The 15,985-nt window shown below is 71.8% G+C and carries 17 protein-coding genes; 11 read left to right on the top strand and 6 right to left on the bottom strand.

Going from position 1 to position 15,985, the window contains the following annotated elements:
* Positions 1 to 44 precede the first annotated feature (44 nt).
* From ACFV8H_RS12980 to ACFV8H_RS12970, 3 genes are all read right to left on the bottom strand, one after another.
* Positions 45 to 425: a hypothetical protein gene (locus tag ACFV8H_RS12980; protein WP_375881779.1), complete on the bottom strand. Its 381-nt coding sequence runs from the start codon at positions 423 to 425 to the stop codon at positions 45 to 47.
* A 149-nt stretch (positions 426 to 574) separates the two neighbouring features.
* Entirely contained in the window at positions 575 to 844 is a 270-nt protein-coding gene (locus ACFV8H_RS12975; RefSeq protein WP_375881781.1) for a chaplin, read from the bottom strand.
* Positions 845 to 953: 109 nt separating this feature from the next.
* The gene (locus ACFV8H_RS12970) at positions 954 to 1,196 is read right to left on the bottom strand and encodes a chaplin (RefSeq protein WP_380399087.1); all 243 of its coding nucleotides are present in this window, start codon (positions 1,194 to 1,196) and stop codon (positions 954 to 956) included.
* A gap of 569 nt (positions 1,197 to 1,765) precedes the next feature.
* On the opposite strand from ACFV8H_RS12970, the gene ACFV8H_RS12965 reads away from it, so the two are divergent.
* Positions 1,766 to 2,005: a chaplin gene (locus tag ACFV8H_RS12965; RefSeq protein WP_375881786.1), complete on the top strand. Its 240-nt coding sequence runs from the start codon at positions 1,766 to 1,768 to the stop codon at positions 2,003 to 2,005.
* A 284-nt stretch (positions 2,006 to 2,289) separates the two neighbouring features.
* Positions 2,290 to 3,966 carry an RICIN domain-containing protein gene (locus ACFV8H_RS12960; RefSeq protein WP_375881788.1) on the top strand — a complete coding sequence of 559 codons (1,677 nt, stop codon included), beginning with the start codon at positions 2,290 to 2,292 and terminating at the stop codon, positions 3,964 to 3,966.
* A gap of 12 nt (positions 3,967 to 3,978) precedes the next feature.
* On the opposite strand, the gene ACFV8H_RS12955 is transcribed toward ACFV8H_RS12960, so the two are convergent.
* On the bottom strand, positions 3,979 to 4,566 hold the full coding sequence (locus ACFV8H_RS12955) for a DUF4291 domain-containing protein (protein WP_380399085.1): 588 nt from the start codon (positions 4,564 to 4,566) through the stop codon (positions 3,979 to 3,981).
* Between the two features lie 155 nt (positions 4,567 to 4,721).
* Between ACFV8H_RS12955 and ACFV8H_RS12950 the strand changes: the two genes are divergently transcribed.
* Complete coding sequence (locus ACFV8H_RS12950) at positions 4,722 to 6,008, top strand: hypothetical protein (protein ID WP_380399083.1); 1,287 nt, start codon at positions 4,722 to 4,724, stop codon at positions 6,006 to 6,008.
* 63 nt (positions 6,009 to 6,071) lie between these two features.
* The gene (locus ACFV8H_RS12945) at positions 6,072 to 6,560 is read left to right on the top strand and encodes a MarR family winged helix-turn-helix transcriptional regulator (protein WP_375881795.1); all 489 of its coding nucleotides are present in this window, start codon (positions 6,072 to 6,074) and stop codon (positions 6,558 to 6,560) included.
* 93 nt (positions 6,561 to 6,653) lie between these two features.
* Here the strand turns inward: ACFV8H_RS12945 and ACFV8H_RS12940 are convergent, their stop codons facing one another.
* Positions 6,654 to 7,136 carry a hypothetical protein gene (locus ACFV8H_RS12940; RefSeq protein ID WP_350507657.1) on the bottom strand — a complete coding sequence of 161 codons (483 nt, stop codon included), beginning with the start codon at positions 7,134 to 7,136 and terminating at the stop codon, positions 6,654 to 6,656.
* Between the two features lie 479 nt (positions 7,137 to 7,615).
* Here ACFV8H_RS12940 and hemL point away from each other — a divergent pair, with 479 nt between their 5' ends.
* The 7 genes from hemL to ACFV8H_RS12905 all read left to right on the top strand — a co-directional run bounded on the left by hemL (position 7,616) and on the right by ACFV8H_RS12905 (position 14,632).
* Positions 7,616 to 8,944, top strand: coding sequence for a glutamate-1-semialdehyde 2,1-aminomutase (hemL, locus tag ACFV8H_RS12935; protein WP_380399080.1), 1,329 nt, complete (start codon positions 7,616 to 7,618; stop codon positions 8,942 to 8,944).
* A 66-nt stretch (positions 8,945 to 9,010) separates the two neighbouring features.
* A complete protein-coding gene (locus ACFV8H_RS12930; protein ID WP_380399097.1) occupies positions 9,011 to 9,661 on the top strand; it encodes a histidine phosphatase family protein in 651 nt (216 codons plus the stop codon).
* Between the two features lie 151 nt (positions 9,662 to 9,812).
* Complete coding sequence (locus ACFV8H_RS12925; protein WP_380399078.1) at positions 9,813 to 10,418, top strand: TlpA family protein disulfide reductase; 606 nt, start codon at positions 9,813 to 9,815, stop codon at positions 10,416 to 10,418.
* The gene (locus ACFV8H_RS12920; protein ID WP_380399077.1) at positions 10,415 to 11,203 is read left to right on the top strand and encodes a cytochrome c biogenesis CcdA family protein; all 789 of its coding nucleotides are present in this window, start codon (positions 10,415 to 10,417) and stop codon (positions 11,201 to 11,203) included. Before ACFV8H_RS12925 ends, ACFV8H_RS12920 begins: the two co-directional genes overlap by 4 nt.
* Positions 11,204 to 11,205: 2 nt before the next feature.
* Positions 11,206 to 12,969, top strand: coding sequence for a cytochrome c biogenesis protein ResB (locus tag ACFV8H_RS12915; protein ID WP_380399075.1), 1,764 nt, complete (start codon positions 11,206 to 11,208; stop codon positions 12,967 to 12,969).
* 3 nt (positions 12,970 to 12,972) lie between these two features.
* Complete coding sequence (gene ccsB, locus ACFV8H_RS12910) at positions 12,973 to 14,103, top strand: c-type cytochrome biogenesis protein CcsB (RefSeq protein ID WP_380399073.1); 1,131 nt, start codon at positions 12,973 to 12,975, stop codon at positions 14,101 to 14,103.
* A 121-nt stretch (positions 14,104 to 14,224) separates the two neighbouring features.
* Positions 14,225 to 14,632 (top strand): hypothetical protein, encoded by a 408-nt coding sequence (locus ACFV8H_RS12905; RefSeq protein WP_375881817.1) that lies wholly within the window; start codon positions 14,225 to 14,227, stop codon positions 14,630 to 14,632.
* A 63-nt stretch (positions 14,633 to 14,695) separates the two neighbouring features.
* On the opposite strand, the gene ACFV8H_RS12900 is transcribed toward ACFV8H_RS12905, so the two are convergent.
* Positions 14,696 to 15,769 (bottom strand): ScbA/BarX family gamma-butyrolactone biosynthesis protein, encoded by a 1,074-nt coding sequence (locus ACFV8H_RS12900; protein WP_380399071.1) that lies wholly within the window; start codon positions 15,767 to 15,769, stop codon positions 14,696 to 14,698.
* Positions 15,770 to 15,985 lie beyond the last annotated feature (216 nt).

Here is a 15,985-nt window from a genome sequence, read left to right as displayed (position 1 = left end):
CCCCTGGCCACCAGGAGGGGTGCCGGGCTCCGGCGCGTCCGCGGTCAGCCCGGCAGGACGCCGGAGAGCCCGCCCACCAGCGGGAGGTCCTTGACCCCGCCGCCCGCGCTCAGTGGTCCGGTCAGCGTCCCGGTGCCCACCGGGGCCAGGCCCTGGTCCGGCCGGACGGTCGCCCCGTTGTTGAGCACGTCGGCCGAGGAGTTGGCCCACGGGTCCAGGCGCAGGCTCTTGATCGGCGCGACGCCGTAGCCGAGGCCGGCCGTCGTCCCGTTCAGCGCCTGTCCGACGTCGGTCTTCGCCAGCGTGGCCGGGCCCGCGGCGGGCTCCTGCCCGGCGGCGGGAGCGGCCTGCGCCGAACCTGCGCCGAGCAGCACCACGGCGCCCACGGCGGCGGCCAGCCCGGCCCCGCCCTTCTTCGAAACCATGCGGTTCACCCTTCGGTGGAGTGCGGCCCGGCCCGGCGGAACCCGAGGGAGGGGCCCTGAGCATCCGGACGTCCCGTCCGGAGAAACCGAACTGCCCCCCGGCCGGCTGGTCGGGGGGCAGGACGGCCGAAACGCGTGCCGATCGGGGATCAGCAGTCGTCCGCGGGCTGCGGGTGCATCTCGACGTTGGCGCAGCTGTTGCCGAAGGCCGGGTTCAGCAGGCCGATGACGTTGATGGAGTTGCCGCACAGGTTGATCGGGATGTGCACCGGGACCTGGATCTGGTTGCCGGAGGCGACACCCGGGGAGCCGGCGGCCACGCCCTCGGCGCCCGAGCTGGCGGCGGCGGAGCCCGCCGCGCCCATCACCAGGCCGGCAGCGGCGGCGGAGAGGACGGCGACCTTCTTCACGTTCTGCATGGGGGTTGATCTCCTCGATCACACACGGGTGGAGCGTGCCGCGCCCCGGCGCTGCGGGGCGCGGCACGGGCTCGGTGAATCAGCTGTCGCCGGGTCGGCGACCGCGGGTTCAGCCGACGTTGGCGCAGGAGTTGCCGAAGGCCGGGTTCAGCAGGCCGATCACGTTGACGGTGTTGCCGCAGACGTTCAGCGGGATGTGGATCGGCACCTGGATCTGGTTGCCGGAGAGCACGCCGGGGGAGCCGGCGGCCACACCCTGGGCGCCCGAGCTGGCGAACGCGCCGCCCGCGGCACCGAGCACCAGGCCGGTGGTGGCCAGCGACAGGATGGCGGCCTTCTTGAGGTTACGCATGTCAGTTCCTCCGATTTCTGCCCGACGCAAGGGGAATGTCGGGAAACGGGCGAGCACGAATACTCACCCGAACGGTTCAGGGATTGCCGTGTTTGTCACTCCGGCGGCGCACACCGGCGTGTTGCGCCCGTGGCTCGGGCGTCGACGCAGCCGCCGCGTTCTTCCGGTACCTCGCGAACATTTCCCGCACGGCCGGGAACGGTCCGGACAGAGGTGCGACCGGGAATTCCCGGTCAGGCGTTCAGGCGGTGTCGCCGAACGCCGGGTTCTGGGGGGCCCGCCACGTCGACCGGCCCGCCGTGGGCCGCGGTGCCGACGTGGCCGTGGGCGAGCTGCGCATGGGCGGTACTCGATTCGTTGAGCAGGGCCTGATGGATCGTCTTCGTGAGGGAGAACGAGGCAGCACGCGAGGGGAAACGGTCCGGTCCGGTGATCACCCGAATGCCGGTCGGCGGCCGGATTGGGCCAGACGGGTGACAGTGCGGGCACCGTCGCAACCGCTCCGGACGGGTGTCGTTCTAGATGTCGCACTCCCCGTGCATCTCTGTATGAACAGTCAGGAGGCTCGCATGAGCATCAAGAAGACCGCCGCCGTCGGCGCGGCCGTGGTGGGCATCGTGGCCGCCGGCGCCGGCACCGCCATGGCCAGCTCCGGCGCCGAGGGTGTCGCTGCGGGTTCCCCCGGCGTCATCTCGGGCAACCAGATCCAGATCCCGGTGCACGTTCCCGTCAACCTGTGCGGCAACAGCATCGACGTCGTGGGTCTGCTGAACCCGGCGTTCGGCAACCACTGCGCCAACGTGGGCTGAACCCACCCCCGGTTCGGCCGGTGAGAGCCGCCGTTCCGTGCTTCCCTCCTGGGGCGCGGAACGGCGGCTCTTTTTCTCGTGCTCTCCCGGGTTCGCTCGGGTGCGCTCGTGTTCTCCCGTGCCGCCGCCGTTCCGGGGGCGGTTTCCCGGTGCTGTCACGAGCCTTGTTGCACTACTTGTCAGTACCTAGAATGTGAGACCTGCTCACCTTTTCGGCACCTCTCTTGCCCCGCACCGCCCGACACCCCGGGCCGGGCGGCCCCCACCCCCGCAAGGAGTCGCGTGTGATCAGGTTCCGCACCCCCGCTGCGCGGCGGGCGCGAACGGGCTCGTCCCGGTCCGCCGCACTGCTCGCCACCGGCGTCCTCGTCGCCACCCTCGGTCTGGCCGGCGCCCCCGCCGCGTTCGCCGACAGCGCCCCGGCCCCCGCCCCGGCGCCCACCCGCCCGGCCGCGATCGTCGCCCTCGGCGACAGCGCCATCTCCGGGGAGGGCGCCGGTACCGACACCAACGACGGCTACTTCCCGGAGACCGACACCTCCACCAACTACTGCCACCGGCACCCCAAGTCGGAGATCTTCACCACCGACATCCCCGGGGTCACCCCGATCGACCTGGCCTGCTCCGGCGCCCAGACCGGCGACCTGGTCAGCGACCCCGAACTGGCCAAGATCACCGGCGGTGGCAGCGGCGACTTCGGCGAGCCCAAACAGGACGTCAAACTCGCCGACACGGCGGCCAAGTACGACGTCAAGATGGTCGTCGTCACCATCGGCGCCAACGACGACTTCGACTTCAGCGGCATCATGATGCACTGCCTCGCGCAGTACTTCCCGATCCCCAAGGACCAGGGCTGCCGGGACACCATCGGCAGCGACGAGATCCGCCGCCGGGCCAAGGCGGTCCAGCCCAAGGTGGTCGCCGCGCTGCAGAACATCCGGCAGACCATGCGCCGGGCCGGCTACGCCGACTCCTCGTACCAGCTGGTCTACCAGTCGTACTTCAACCCGATCACCCCGGACATCCGGCGCAACGACTACCTCGGCAAGATCGCCGACGGCTGCCCGGCCTTCCCCGAGGACCTCGCCTGGGGCCACAACCTGGTGGTCCCCACGCTCAGCGACGCGCTCCGCGGCGCGGCCGAACAGGTGCCCGGCGTCCGGTACTTGGACCAGCGGCGGGTCGCCTTCGGGCACGAGGTGTGCGCGGAGTGGACGAGTTCGCCGTACGAGTACAGCAACGGGGACGTCATCAACCTCTCCGAGTGGGCCCGCAACGGCTGCGACTCGCAGATCGGCATCCCCGGGCTGTGCATGAACATGGTCCGCCAGTCGTACCACCTGCGGGTGGCCGGCTACCGCGGTGAGGGCGTCTGCCTCGGCCAGTTCTTCGCCAAGCCGGACCAGACGGAGGCGTACTGCACCCTCAACCAGCAGAACACCACCTCGATCCAGCCGCTCACCCCCGGAAAGCCCTTCGGCGACACCCCCGAGGACGGCTCCTGGTACCAGCTCACCAACGCGGCCACCGGCAACGCCCTCGACCTCACCGGCGGCGGCAGCTACGGCGACTCCACCAACGGCCGGGCCGCCATCAGCTACCCGGCGACCGGCGGACTGAACCAGTCCTTCGTCCTGGAGGCGAAGGCCGGCGGCAGCTACGAGCTGGACTTCAGCGGCAACCGCGGCATGTGCCTGGACGCCAACGCGGCCTCCACCGCGCCCGGCACCCGGATCCAGCAGTGGGGCTGCAACGGCGGCGCCAACCAGCACTGGGTGTTCACGCCGGCCGGCAACGGCAACTACCGGATCGCCGACTCGGCGGACCCGACCAAGGTCCTGGCGGCCGGCACCACCCTCGACGCCAAGGGCAACCCCTACGTCGAACTCGCCACCGACACCGGCGCCCCCACCCAGCTCTGGCAGCTCACCAAACTCGGCATCGTCTACCTCCACAGCTGACCCCAGCCGACCTCAGCCCGCCGCCGCCCCCACCCGGGCGGCGGCGGCCGTACCCAGCGGGTAGGCCGTCTCCACCGGCAACAGCGCGGCATCCCGCTCCCGGCGCACCCGGTCCGCCAGCGCCGTGACGTCCGTGATCCCCCGGATCCACTCGTCCGCGTAGCGCCGCACCGCCTCGCCGCGCAGCCCGACCTGGATCGTCCGCCACTCCAGCGCCCGCAGGTCCGGCCCGCGCTCCGGATCCCACTGCACCCGCACCGGGCTCTGCCGCAGCTCCCGCTTCCACGCCGCCTGCGAGGCGTGCACCCGCCCGGTGTAGCCGCTCAGCACGGCCCGCTCCAGCGCCCAGTCGAAGCCCTCGCGGCTGATCTCCAGGGCCAGCACCCGCTCCTGATCGGGGCTCCGGCCCCAGTCGCTGCGGTGCATCATCCAGAGGAACGAGGGCTTGATCCAGGTCATCCGGTCCCGCTGGAACGCCTCCGGGAACCGCCCCTCGGCCGCCGCCGGTTCGGCGATCGCCGGCGGGAAGGCCTGGTAGACGGTGAGGGTGTCAGCGGTGTGGAGCGCCCGGATCTGGTGCTTCGGCGGCTGGAGCGGCATGCGGGCATCGTCGGGGGCGGCGGCGGCCGGGCGCCACGGGTTTTCCGGGGCGGGCGGGGGCGGGGTGGGGTGCGGGGGTGTGCCGTAGGCTCTCCGGAACGTCGTTGCGCCGGAGCCGCGCGCACCATGAGCGGGGCGGGGAGTACCCAGAGCAGATGAGCACGGCATCGAGCACCGAGTCGTCCAGCACCGAACCGTCCAGCGCCGTGCCGGTGGCCGGGCCGGGGGAGCCGGTCGAGGAGCGGGCGGACCGTACGCCCGGCCGGTTCATGGCGCTGGTGGACCGCTTCGCGCCCGCGCTGGGCGCGTACGCGGTGGTCAAGGCGATCGGCCTGACCGTCTTCCTGATGCTGCTGGAGCACACCGGCGACTACTTGAAGAAGCAGCCCGGCCGGGGCGGCGGCGCCCACTCCTGGGACGTGCTGGGCACCTGGGACGGCGTCTGGTACCAGCGGATCGCCGAGAACGGCTACGACCCGCAGCTGATCGAGCTGCACGGGTTCCCGCTGGCCACCTACTACGAGAACTCCTCCGCCTTCTTCCCGCTCTACCCGTGGCTGATGCGGCTGGTCGGCGCGGTCACCGGCCTCGGCCCGTACGGCTCCGGGATAGCGGTCTCGGTGCTCGCCTCGCTGGTCGCCGCGGCCGGGATCTTCGCGGTCGCGGAGCGGCTCGGGGGGTTCCGGGCGGGTGTGATTGCCGCGGTGATCTGGGGCCTGTTCCCGGGCTCGGGCGTGGAGTGGGCGGTCTACTCGGACTCGCTGTTCGTCGCGCTGTCCGCCTGGGCCTGCTACTGCGTGATGACCCGCCGCTGGCTCGCGGCCGGGCTGCTGGCCCTGGTCGCGGGCCTGAACCGGCCGACCGCGGCCGCGCTGATCGCGGCGGTGTCGATCGCCGCGCTGGTCGCCCTGGTGCGCCGCACCGACGGGGTGGCCCGCCCGCTGACCGCGATGCTGATCACCCCGTGGGGCCTGTTCGGCTACGTCGCCTGGGTGGGCTGGCGGATGGGCGACTGGGGCGGCTACTTCAAGCTCCAGCGCGGCGCCTGGAACCGCTACTTCGACTTCGGCGCCTCCACCGTGCGCACGGTGATGGACGTGATCACCGGCCACTGGGACTTCTGGCAGTCCAATCCGGTGCCGGACCTGATCGCGATCGCCCTGCTGATCGCCCTGCCCGGCCTGCTGGTGCTGCTGGCGCGGGCCCGTCCGCCGCTGGTGCTGTGGGTCTTCACCGCGCTGACCGTCTTCACGGCGCTGAGCAGCAACCAGATCTTCGGCAACATCTCCCGCTACCTGCTGCCGGCCTTCCCGCTGTGCATCGGCCTGGCGGTGGCGCTGCGCAAGGTGCGGACCTCCTCGCTGGTCGGGCTGTTCGCGATGCCGGTGATCGCGGCGGGCTGGTACGCGGGCTATGCGCTGTTCGAGTTGGGTATCCCGTAACCCCGATGTTGGTTGGCTACGGGATCATCCGGCAGCAGACGGGCCGTTGCTAATCTCGGACGTATGACGACGACCCCGCCCGTGCGCCAGATCCGCGACATCTCCGGCCTGCTGGACCACGCGAGCCACGTGCTGGCGACTCGGATGGCGGCCGCCTTCACCGAGCTCGGGATCACCCCGCGCGCGTACGGCGTGCTGTTCCACGCGCAGGAGACCGAGCGCACCCAGATCCAGCTGGCCGAGTTGGCGGACCTCGACAAGACCACCATGGTGGTCACCGTCGACGAGCTGGAGAAGGCGGGCCTGGCCGAGCGCCGCCCGTCCGCCACCGACCGCCGGGCGCGGATCATCTCGGTCACCGAGGCGGGCGAACGCGCCGTCGAGCAGGGCACCGCGATCGCCGACCGGGTCCACCGGGAGGTGCTGGAGGCGCTGCCGCGGCCCGAGCAGGAGGTCTTCGTCTCGGCCCTGTCCCGGCTGGTGGACGGGCACCTGGCGGAGCCGGTCGAGAGCGAACGCACCGTCCGACGGGCCCGCCGCTCCCGCGGCTGACCCGCCCGGCAGCCGATCCCGGGTCGGAGGGGCTTGACGGACCGTCAATCGCCCTCGCCCCGACCGGCGTTCAGTGCGCCGGGCGCGGCGCGCTCAGGGCCAGACCAGGCAGTACAGCTGGTGGCCGGCGTCGTGCAGCCGGTTGGCGAAGTCCTGCCACTCGTGCAGCATGCTGTAGATCACGAAGGCGTCGCGCGGCCCGCGGCGGTCCGGGACGGTGGACCAGATGAAGGCGGCCGCGCCGAGTTCGGTCTCGTCCGCCTTGCGCAGCGGTTCGACCACGTTGTGCGGGAGTTGGACGACCGCGTAGTCGGGGTGCAGCACGACGAGTTCCAGCGGCGGCACCTGGTGCAGCGGGACGCCCTGGATGCCGGTGAGGACCATGGCGCTCATGGTCTCCGGCTTGATCTTGGTGGAGAGGTGGCCGGTGGGGGAGCCGCTGGTCTCCATCAGGTCGCCGAGCCGCCCCAGCGCGCCGAGTTCGCCGGCGTCCAGGCCCAGCCCGCCCGGGCCGAGGGCGGTGGGGACTCTGGCGGCGGTGGCGCGGTCCGGTGCGCCGAAGTACTTGTACGTCACCCCCACGTGTCCCTCACCCCGCCTCTCGCCGCCGCGACGACCACGACCCGTACCCGCTCCCGTACCCCCGCGTGCGGTCTCGGCGGGCCTGCGGGGGCCACCCGCTGCCTCGTCGAACCCGTCCTGCGCCTCGGACACTCGGACCATCCTCACCGGAACTCGCCGGAATCGACAGACCCCCGCACGTCCGGCGTCCCGCCGGCCGTGCTCCTTACCGTCATTCGCCGCCGTGCCTACTCGCGGGCCGTACCCACCAGCGGCACACAGCAGTCCTCTCCACACCCCTGTACACAACCGGAGCGCTCGCGCACTCTGTGCACACAGTCTGACTGGTCCGTGTGACGGAACAACCAGCGGCCCCGCCCGTACACCACCGCCACGGGCGACCGTCAGGGACAACCGTACAGACAACGGTGCCCGGATCATCGTTCCAGATGATCGGGCCGGACATGCAGAGCCCAAGGACACGATTTGAGACCATGTCTCCCGTGAGCTACCCCTACGAAGCCCCCCAGTCCCAGTCGCTGTTCGATCGCGCCTCCGTGGTCACGCCCGGCGGCGTCAACTCCCCGGTGCGCGCCTTCCGCGCGGTCGGCGGCACACCGCGCTTCATGGTGTCCGGCACCGGCCCCTACCTCACCGACGCCGACGGCCGCGAGTACGTCGACCTGGTGTGCTCGTGGGGTCCGATGATCCTCGGCCACGCGAACCCGGCCGTGATCGAGGCCGTCCAGCGGGCGGTCTCCCGCGGCACCTCCTTCGGCACGCCCGGTCAGGGCGAGGTCGAGCTGGCCGAGGAGATCGTCTCCCGGGTGGCCCCGGTCGAGCAGGTCCGCCTGGTCTCCTCCGGCACCGAGGCCACCATGTCCGCGATCCGGCTCGCCCGCGGCTTCACCAGCCGGGCGAAGGTGGTCAAGTTCGCCGGCTGCTACCACGGTCACGTGGACGCGCTGCTGGCCGCCGCCGGTTCCGGCGTGGCCACCTTCGGCCTGCCGGACACCCCGGGCGTCACCGGCGCCCAGGCCGGCGACACCATCGTGCTGCCGTACAACGACCTGGCCGCCGTCGAGCAGGCCTTCGCCGCCCACCCGGGCGAGATCGCCTGCGTGATCACCGAGGCCTCGCCCGGCAACATGGGCGTCGTCCCGCCGCTGCCCGGCTTCAACGCCGGCCTGGCCCGGCTCTGCCGGGACAACGGCGCGCTGTTCGTCTCCGACGAGGTGATGACCGGCTTCCGCGTCTCCAAGGCGGGCTGGTACGGCCTGGAGGCGGCGCACGAGGGCTGGGCGCCGGACCTGCTGACCTTCGGCAAGGTCATGGGCGGCGGCTTCCCGGCCGCGGCCTTCGGCGGCCGGGCCGACGTGATGGCCCACCTGGCCCCGGCCGGCCCGGTCTACCAGGCGGGCACCCTGTCCGGGAACCCGGTCGCCACCGCGGCCGGCCTGGCCCAGCTGCGCGGCTGCACCGACGAGGTGTACGCGACGGTGGACGAGGTCTCCGCCGAGATCTCCGGCCTGGTCTCCGAGGCGCTCACCAAGGAGGGCGTGGCGCACCGGCTGCAGACCGCCGGGAACATGTTCTCGGTGTTCTTCACCGAGGCGCAGGTCACGAACTACGACCAGGCGAAGACCCAGGAGGCGTTCCGCTTCACCGCCTTCTTCCACGCGATGCTGGCCGAGGGCGTCTACCTGCCGCCGTCCGCCTTCGAGTCCTGGTTCGTCTCGGCGACCCACGACGCCCGGGCGATCGAGCGGATCGCCGCCGCGCTGCCGGCCGCGGCCCGCGCCGCTGCCGCCGCCACGGCCTGAGCCCCCCCTCCAGACCACAGGAGCAGTTGAGAAGTGAGCGCCAAAGAGATCACCGTCGTCCACGTGATGCGCCACGGTGAGGTGCACAACCCGGAGGGCGTGCTGTACGGCCGCCTGCCGGGCTACCACCTGTCCGAGCTGGGCCGTCAGATGGCCGACCGGGTCGCCGAGGACCTCGCCGGGCGGGACATCACCCATGTGGTGGCCTCCCCGCTGGAGCGGGCCCAGGAGACCGCCGAGCCGATCGCGAAGGCGCACGGTCTGGAGGTCGCGGCGGACCCGCGGCTGATCGAGGCGGAGAACGTCTTCGAGGGCAAGACCTTCGGCGTCGGCGACGGCTCGCTGCGCAACCCGGGCTACTGGAAGTACCTGACCAACCCGTTCAAGCCCTCCTGGGGCGAGCCGTACCTCGACCAGGTGGTGCGGATGATGGGCGCGCTCGGCGCCGCCCGGGACGCGGCCCGCGGGCACGAGGCGGTCTGCGTCAGCCACCAGCTGCCGGTCTGGATCCTCCGCTCCTTCGTGGAGCGCCGCCGGCTCTGGCACGACCCGCGCAACCGGCAGTGCTCGCTGGCCTCGCTGACCAGCTTCACCTTCGAGGGCGACAGCATCGTCTCGGTCGGGTACCGCGAGCCGGCCCGTGACCTGCTGCCCGCGCACCTGGTCGGCAAGGGCCGCAAGGGCGACAAGCCGGTGGGCAAGAGCTTCGGCGCCTGAGGCCCGTAAGCGGTGCGTAAGTATGACTTCGGGTCACCTGACGAAAGTCGGGTGGCCCGAGGTCTTCGCAGGTCAGGGGGTGTGCGACGCGCAAGGTAGGACCCCGGCGAACCCGCCCGGAACTCCATGCGAAACTTTTCACATGTCTGCCATGACGCGCCCCCGTCCCCGTGTCGCCGCAGCCGCCGCCACAGTCGCCGCCGCTGCGCTCGTCCTCACCGGCTGTTCCTCCTCGGGCTCGTCGAGCAGCAGCGAGGGGCAGGTCGGGTTCGTGACCGTCAAGGGGACCAACCTGTCGAAGGCGGACACCGGCAAGCGCGGGGACGCGCCGGACATCTCCGGGGAGACCCTGGAGGGCAACCAGGTCAAGCTCTCCGACTACCGCGGCAAGGTCGTGGTGCTGAACGTCTGGGGCTCCTGGTGCGGGCCGTGCCGGGCCGAGGCGAAGAACCTCCAGGCCGTCGCGGACGAGTACAAGGACAAGGGCGTCCAGTTCCTGGGCATCAACACCCGGGACACCGACAAGACCAACGCCGTCCGCTTCGAGCAGGAGCAGGGCGTCTCCTTCCCGAGCATCTTCGACCCGGCCGGCACCCAGCTCCTCAAGTTCCCCAGGGGCAGCCTCAACCCGCAGTCCATCCCGACCACCCTGGTCGTCGACCGCGACGGCAAGCTGGCCGCCCGCGCCGTCGGCGGGACGACCCAGGAGGCGCTGGAGTCGATCGTCCAGCCGGTGGTCGCGGAGCAGCAGCAGTGACTGGGCCGCTGAACGCCGCCGCCCTCCCGCTGGCCGACACCTTCACCACGGTCCAGAGCGGGGCGCTGCTCGCCGCCGCGCCGGTCGCGCTCGCGGCCGGGCTGGTCTCGTTCTTCTCGCCCTGCGTGCTGCCGTTGGTGCCCGGCTACCTGTCGTACGTGACGGGCTTCTCCGCCGCCGACCTCGCGGACGCCCGCGGCGCCAAGCGCGGCCGGATGCTGCTCGGGGCGACCCTGTTCATCCTCGGCTTCACGGTGGTCTTCGTCTCCGGTGGGGCGCTGTTCGGCCAGTTCGGCAACACCCTCCAGGAGCACAAGCGGGCCATCGCGATCGTGCTCGGCTCGCTGACCGTGGTGATGGGCCTGGCCTTCATGGGCCTGGTGCCGGGCCTGAGCATGCGCGAGGTGCGCTCGCACCGCCGCCCGGCCGTCGGCCTGCTCGGCGCGCCGCTGCTGGGCATGGTGTTCGGCGTCGGCTGGACGCCCTGCATCGGCCCGACCCTGGCGGCCGTCCAGACGCTGTCGCTGAACCAGGCGGACGCGGCGCGCGGGGCCCTGCTGATGACCTTCTACTGCCTGGGCCTCGGCGTACCGTTCATCGTGGCCGCGCTGGCCTTCCGCCGGGCGCTGGGCGCCTTCGGGTGGGTCAAGCGGCACTACCCGCTCGTGATGCGGATCGGTGGCGGCATGCTCGTCGCGGTCGGTCTGCTGCTCGTCACCGGGATCTGGGATTCCTGGATGAGCGAACTGCAGTCCTGGACCGCCGACTCCCAGATCGGAATCTGACCGTGAGCAAGACCACGACCGATACCGAGCTGCCCCCGGCGCCGGACGACGACGCCGCCGCCGAACGGCTCAGCACCGCGCCGGTCGAGTCCGAGGGGCCGACCGGCATAGGGGTGTTCGGCTGGGCGCGCTGGATGTGGCGCCAACTGACCTCGATGCGGGTCGCCCTGATCCTGCTGTTCCTGCTGTCGCTGGCCGCCATCCCGGGCTCGCTGATCCCGCAGAACGGCCAGAACCAGTTCAAGGTGCAGACCTGGAAGACGCAGCACACCGCGGTCGCGCCGATCTACGAGAAGCTCCAGCTGTTCGACGTCTACAGCTCGGTCTGGTTCTCCGCGATCTACATCCTGCTGTTCGTCTCGCTGGCCGGCTGCATCATCCCGCGCACCTGGCAGTTCGTCGGCGTGCTGCGCTCCCAGCCCCCGGCCGCCCCGCGCAACCTGACCAGGATGCCGGTGTACGCGGTCTGGCGCACCGGGGCGGAGCCGGAGCAGGTGAACGCGGCCGCCCACCGGCTGCTGCGCAAGCGCGGCTTCCGGGCGAACCTGTCCGGCGGCTCGGTGGCCGCCGAGAAGGGCTACCTGCGCGAGGTCGGCAACCTGCTGTTCCACCTGTCGCTGTTCGCGCTGCTCGGCGGTTTCGCCTGGGCCAGCCTGGCCTCCGGCACCGGCGGCAAGCTGATGGTCGAGGGCCAGGGCTACTCCAACACCATCACCCAGCTCGACGACTTCACCGGCACCCGGTTCTACGGCAACCAGGACCTCGACCCCTTCTACCTCAAGCTCCAGAACTTCACCTCGAAGTTCCAGAACACCGGTGACCAGATGGGCGCCGCCCGTCAGTTCACCGCGAACGTGGAGTACTACGAGGGCAGCGACGAGTCGAAGGTGAAGAAGGGCACGATCGAGGTCAACCACCCGCTGGAGATCGGCGGCAGCAAGGTCTTCCTGATCGGCCACGGCTACGCCCCGGTGATCACCGTGAAGAACGGCAAGGGCGACGTGGTCTACCACGACGTCGTGCCGTTCCTGCCGCAGGACGCCAACCTGACCTCGACCGGTGTGGTGAAGGCCTCCGACTACGGCGTCGGCCCGGACGGCAACAAGACCCAGCTGGGCTTCTCCGGCTTCTTCCTGCCGACCGCCCCGCTGAGCTTCGCCGGCACCGGCCCGGTCTCGCTGTTCCCCGGCGACGCCGCCCCCGAGCTGGTGCTGAACGCCTTCGCCGGCGACCTCGGCACCGACTCCGGCCTGCCGCAGAACATCTACCAGCTGAACACCTCCAAGCTGACCCAGCTGCAGCAGGACGGCCAGCCGGCCAAGGCCCTGCTCAAGCCCGGCCAGGCCTGGATCCTGCCGGACGGCTACGGCACCGTCACCTTCGAGGGCTACAAGCAGTGGGCGAGCTTCAACGTCTCGCACCGCCCCGGCAACGAGATCGCGCTGACCGGCGCGGTGCTGGCGATCCTCGGCCTGATCGGCTCGCTGTTCATCCAGCGCCGCCGGATCTGGGTGCGGGCGGTGGCCCTGCCGGGCGGCGGCACCCAGGTGGAGCTGGCCGGCCTGGCCCGCAGCGAGTCGGCGAAGATCGCCGAGGAGCTGGCCGAACTCGCGGTGGACCTCCAGGACGACGCCCCGGCGTCGGAGGAGGACCAGGAGGACCGGGAGGACCAGGAGTCCGACGAGACGCCGGAAGACCTCGCAGCACCGGAAGACCCCGCAACAGAAGACCCCACAGCCCCTGCCGACCAGAACTCCAAGGAGTAGACGGTGCACCTCGCCTCGGGAGTCGACCCACAGCTGGCCGACCTCTCCAACAAGCTGATCTATTCGGCGATGGCGGTCTACACGCTCGCCATGTTCGCCCACATGTTCGAGTGGACGTTCGGCAGCAAGGGCGCGGTCGCCGTCCGCTCCAAGGAGCAGTCCGGCAACCTGGCCGAGACCGTCGCCGCGGCGGAGCCCAAGGCCGCCAAGAAGGTCACCGTCACGGTGGCCGGGGCGAAGGGCGGCACCACCACGCTGACCCGCACCGTCCTGGCGGGCGAGGGCGCGACGGTGATCACCGGTGGTCGCGGCGACGACGAGGAGGACGGCCCCGGCGCGGCCGGCACCAGCGAGAAGGCCGACCTGGCCGGCCGGATCGCGGTCTCGCTGACCGTCCTGGCGCTGCTGCTGCACGGTGGCGGCATCGTCGCCCGCGGCCTGTCGGTGTCCCGCTGGCCGTGGGGCAACATGTACGAGTTCTCCTGCGCCTTCGCCTTCGCGATGACGGCCGCCTACCTGGTGCTGCTGGCCGCGCGGAAGAACGTGCGCTGGCTCGGCCTGCCGGTCACCGTCGCGGTGCTGCTGACCCTCGGCATCGCCACCCAGGTGCTGTACACCGACTCCGAGCAGCTCGTCCCGGCCCTGCACTCGTACTGGCTGGCGATCCACGTCTCCACCGCGATCCTGTGCGGCGGCGCCTTCTACGCGGCGTTCATCGCCACGCTGCTCTACCTGGGCAAGGACTCGTTCGACAAGCGGATGGCGGCCGGCCTGACCACCGGCCCGCTGGGCACCTCGCCCTCGATCTGGCGCCGGCTGCCCGCCGCGTCCACCTTCGACAAGCTGTCGTACCGGATCAACGCCCTGGTCTTCCCGCTGTGGACGTTCACCATCATCGCGGGCGCGATCTGGGCCGAGGCCGCCTGGGGCAAGTACTGGGAGTGGGACCCGAAGGAGACCTGGTCGTTCATCACCTGGGTCGCCTACGCCTGCTACCTGCACGCCCGCGCGACGGCCGGCTGGAAGGGCCGCAAGGCCGCCTACCTGGCGCTGGCCGCCTTCGCCTGCTGGCTCTTCAACTACTACGGCGTGAACATCTTCGTCACCGGCAAGCACTCGTACGCGGGGATCTGACCGGAGGCACGCACCCACCGGCCCGGCTTTCCGCACGAGATCGCCGGGCCGAGGTGCAAGAGGGGTACGACGTGCCGGCCGTCCGTGCCGGTACGGGGAGGAACGAGGAGGAGATCGCGCAATGGAGTGCGACGAGGTCATGCTGACCGTCCGAATCACCGCCGCCGAGCGCATGTTGCTCCGACGGCTCGCCCAGGGACACCGGAGCGACGTGTCCGAAGTGGTGGCCGACGCTCTGCTGGACATCATCCCCACGCTCAGCGCACCGGGGGACGCCTACCGGCTGCTGGGCGCCCTCGCGACGCCGGCGCCGTGCGCGCTGACCGTCTGGCTGCCGACCGCACTGGCCGACCTGCTGGTGCCCGGCGCGGCCCGGATCGCCCAGATCACCGAGGTCCGGATCGAGTCGGCCAGCGCGGCCCTGGGCGCGGCGCTGCGGCTCTGGCTGGCCCAGGACCCGGTCCGGCTGGCGGCCAACCTCAGCGTGATGCACGCCGGGCGGCGGCCGTCCGCGCTGGTGGCCGCCTGACCCCCGGCCCGCCGGATCCCCGGTCGGCTGACCTCGATGTGTCGGACCTCGGCGCGTCGGAGCTCAACTCGCCAGCGGCAGCAGGCCGGTCGCGGTGGGGCGGCCCTCGAAGGCGTCCCGCCGGACCGGCACCCGCGGACCGTCGACCGGCTCGGTGAGCAGTCGGCACTCGGCCGCCGTCCGCCCGTCCTGGAGCAGTCGGACCAGGACGGGGGTGCGGCGGCCGTCCGGTGTCCGCTCGCGGACGGCCCGGACGAAGCACGGCCGGTCCAGCTCGATGTAGTGGTCGAAGGCGGTCACCAGCTCGACCGGCACCACCGGCTCGGGGTGGTGCAGCCGCTGGGCGGCCTGCCGGGCGGCCTCCAGCACCAGCATCCCGGGCACGTGGTCGAGCCCGTGGTCGAACAGCACCGGGTGCCCGGCGTCGGCGCGCAGCAGCCAGGTGTCCGGTCGCAGGGTCGGGCTGAGTACCACGTCCGCGGCCTGCGCCCGCCCGACCAGCTCGGGTGCGGCGGGCTCCGGCGGGCGCGGCGGGGTGGCGGCGCCGCGGCCGGGGCCGCGCAGCCGCCGGTACGAGGCGGGGGTGACCACCCGCAGCTGGCCGTCGCCGTGGCCGATCCGCCGGCCGTCCCGGGTGACCTCGGCGTGCACCCGCAGCGAGGCCAGCCGGCCGTGCCGCATCCGGACGTCCTGGCAACCGACGGTGAGCATCAGCGAGGCCGGGTCGGCGGTGACCGCGAGGCCGGGCAGGCCGGCCTCGCCGAGCGCGTAGCCGAGCTCCTCCATGACGAAGTGGTGGTCGCGCGGCACCCCGAAGCCGGCGTGGCCGATCAGCAGCCCGGCCTGCCGGACGGTCTCGGCCAGCAGCACCGGGTCGTGGTAGCGGTCCCCGGGCAGCCGGTAGAAGCCGTGCAGCCGGGGCCACTGGGCGCCGAGCAGGAAGTCGTACGGGCCGGTGGCCTGCCAGCCGGTGAGGAACACCTCGGAGACCGAGGCGCGGTGCACCAGGTGCCGGGAGACGGTCCGGTCGTGGAAGTCGTAGCCGGTGCCGGAGTGGCCGGTGCCGGAGTGGGTGCCGTAGCCGGTGCCGGGGTGGGCGTACGGGCCGTGGGCGTCCGGCTCTACGATCAATGGCATGACTGGCCCCAGCTCCAGGGTGTCGGTCGAGCGCCCGCCACGGACGCCCCACAGCAAAACATACATACCACCCGGTTTGTCTTCTGCGGCCGGGGGTGGCCCGTCGCAAGGCCCGGACCGACCACGCTACCCGGCCTCTGGTCTGCGGGAATGCCCGAACTGGGGACGGCAGACCTTGGGCGGGGGGCGGTCCCCGCTGGACGGCGGGGTCGACAC

This window comes from Kitasatospora sp. NPDC059827 (genome assembly GCF_042731675.1).
Lineage (GTDB): Bacteria > Actinomycetota > Actinomycetes > Streptomycetales > Streptomycetaceae > Kitasatospora.
Note: the sequence above shows the minus strand (reverse complement) of the source record. Positions and strands in the feature narration are given on the sequence as shown.

Coding starts and splice junctions, on each gene's coding strand:
- ACFV8H_RS12980 (WP_375881779.1), bottom strand. CDS start 425: ATGGTTTCGAAGAAGGGCGGGGCCGGGCTGGCCGCCGCCGTGGGCGCC.
- ACFV8H_RS12975 (WP_375881781.1), bottom strand. CDS start 844: ATGCAGAACGTGAAGAAGGTCGCCGTCCTCTCCGCCGCCGCTGCCGGC.
- ACFV8H_RS12970 (WP_380399087.1), bottom strand. CDS start 1,196: ATGCGTAACCTCAAGAAGGCCGCCATCCTGTCGCTGGCCACCACCGGC.
- ACFV8H_RS12965 (WP_375881786.1), top strand. CDS start 1,766: ATGAGCATCAAGAAGACCGCCGCCGTCGGCGCGGCCGTGGTGGGCATC.
- ACFV8H_RS12955 (WP_380399085.1), bottom strand. CDS start 4,566: ATGCCGCTCCAGCCGCCGAAGCACCAGATCCGGGCGCTCCACACCGCT.
- ACFV8H_RS12950 (WP_380399083.1), top strand. CDS start 4,722: ATGAGCACGGCATCGAGCACCGAGTCGTCCAGCACCGAACCGTCCAGC.
- ACFV8H_RS12945 (WP_375881795.1), top strand. CDS start 6,072: ATGACGACGACCCCGCCCGTGCGCCAGATCCGCGACATCTCCGGCCTG.
- hemL (WP_380399080.1), top strand. CDS start 7,616: ATGTCTCCCGTGAGCTACCCCTACGAAGCCCCCCAGTCCCAGTCGCTG.
- ACFV8H_RS12930 (WP_380399097.1), top strand. CDS start 9,011: ATGCGCCACGGTGAGGTGCACAACCCGGAGGGCGTGCTGTACGGCCGC.
- ACFV8H_RS12925 (WP_380399078.1), top strand. CDS start 9,813: ATGACGCGCCCCCGTCCCCGTGTCGCCGCAGCCGCCGCCACAGTCGCC.
- ACFV8H_RS12905 (WP_375881817.1), top strand. CDS start 14,225: ATGGAGTGCGACGAGGTCATGCTGACCGTCCGAATCACCGCCGCCGAG.
- ACFV8H_RS12900 (WP_380399071.1), bottom strand. CDS start 15,769: ATGCCATTGATCGTAGAGCCGGACGCCCACGGCCCGTACGCCCACCCC.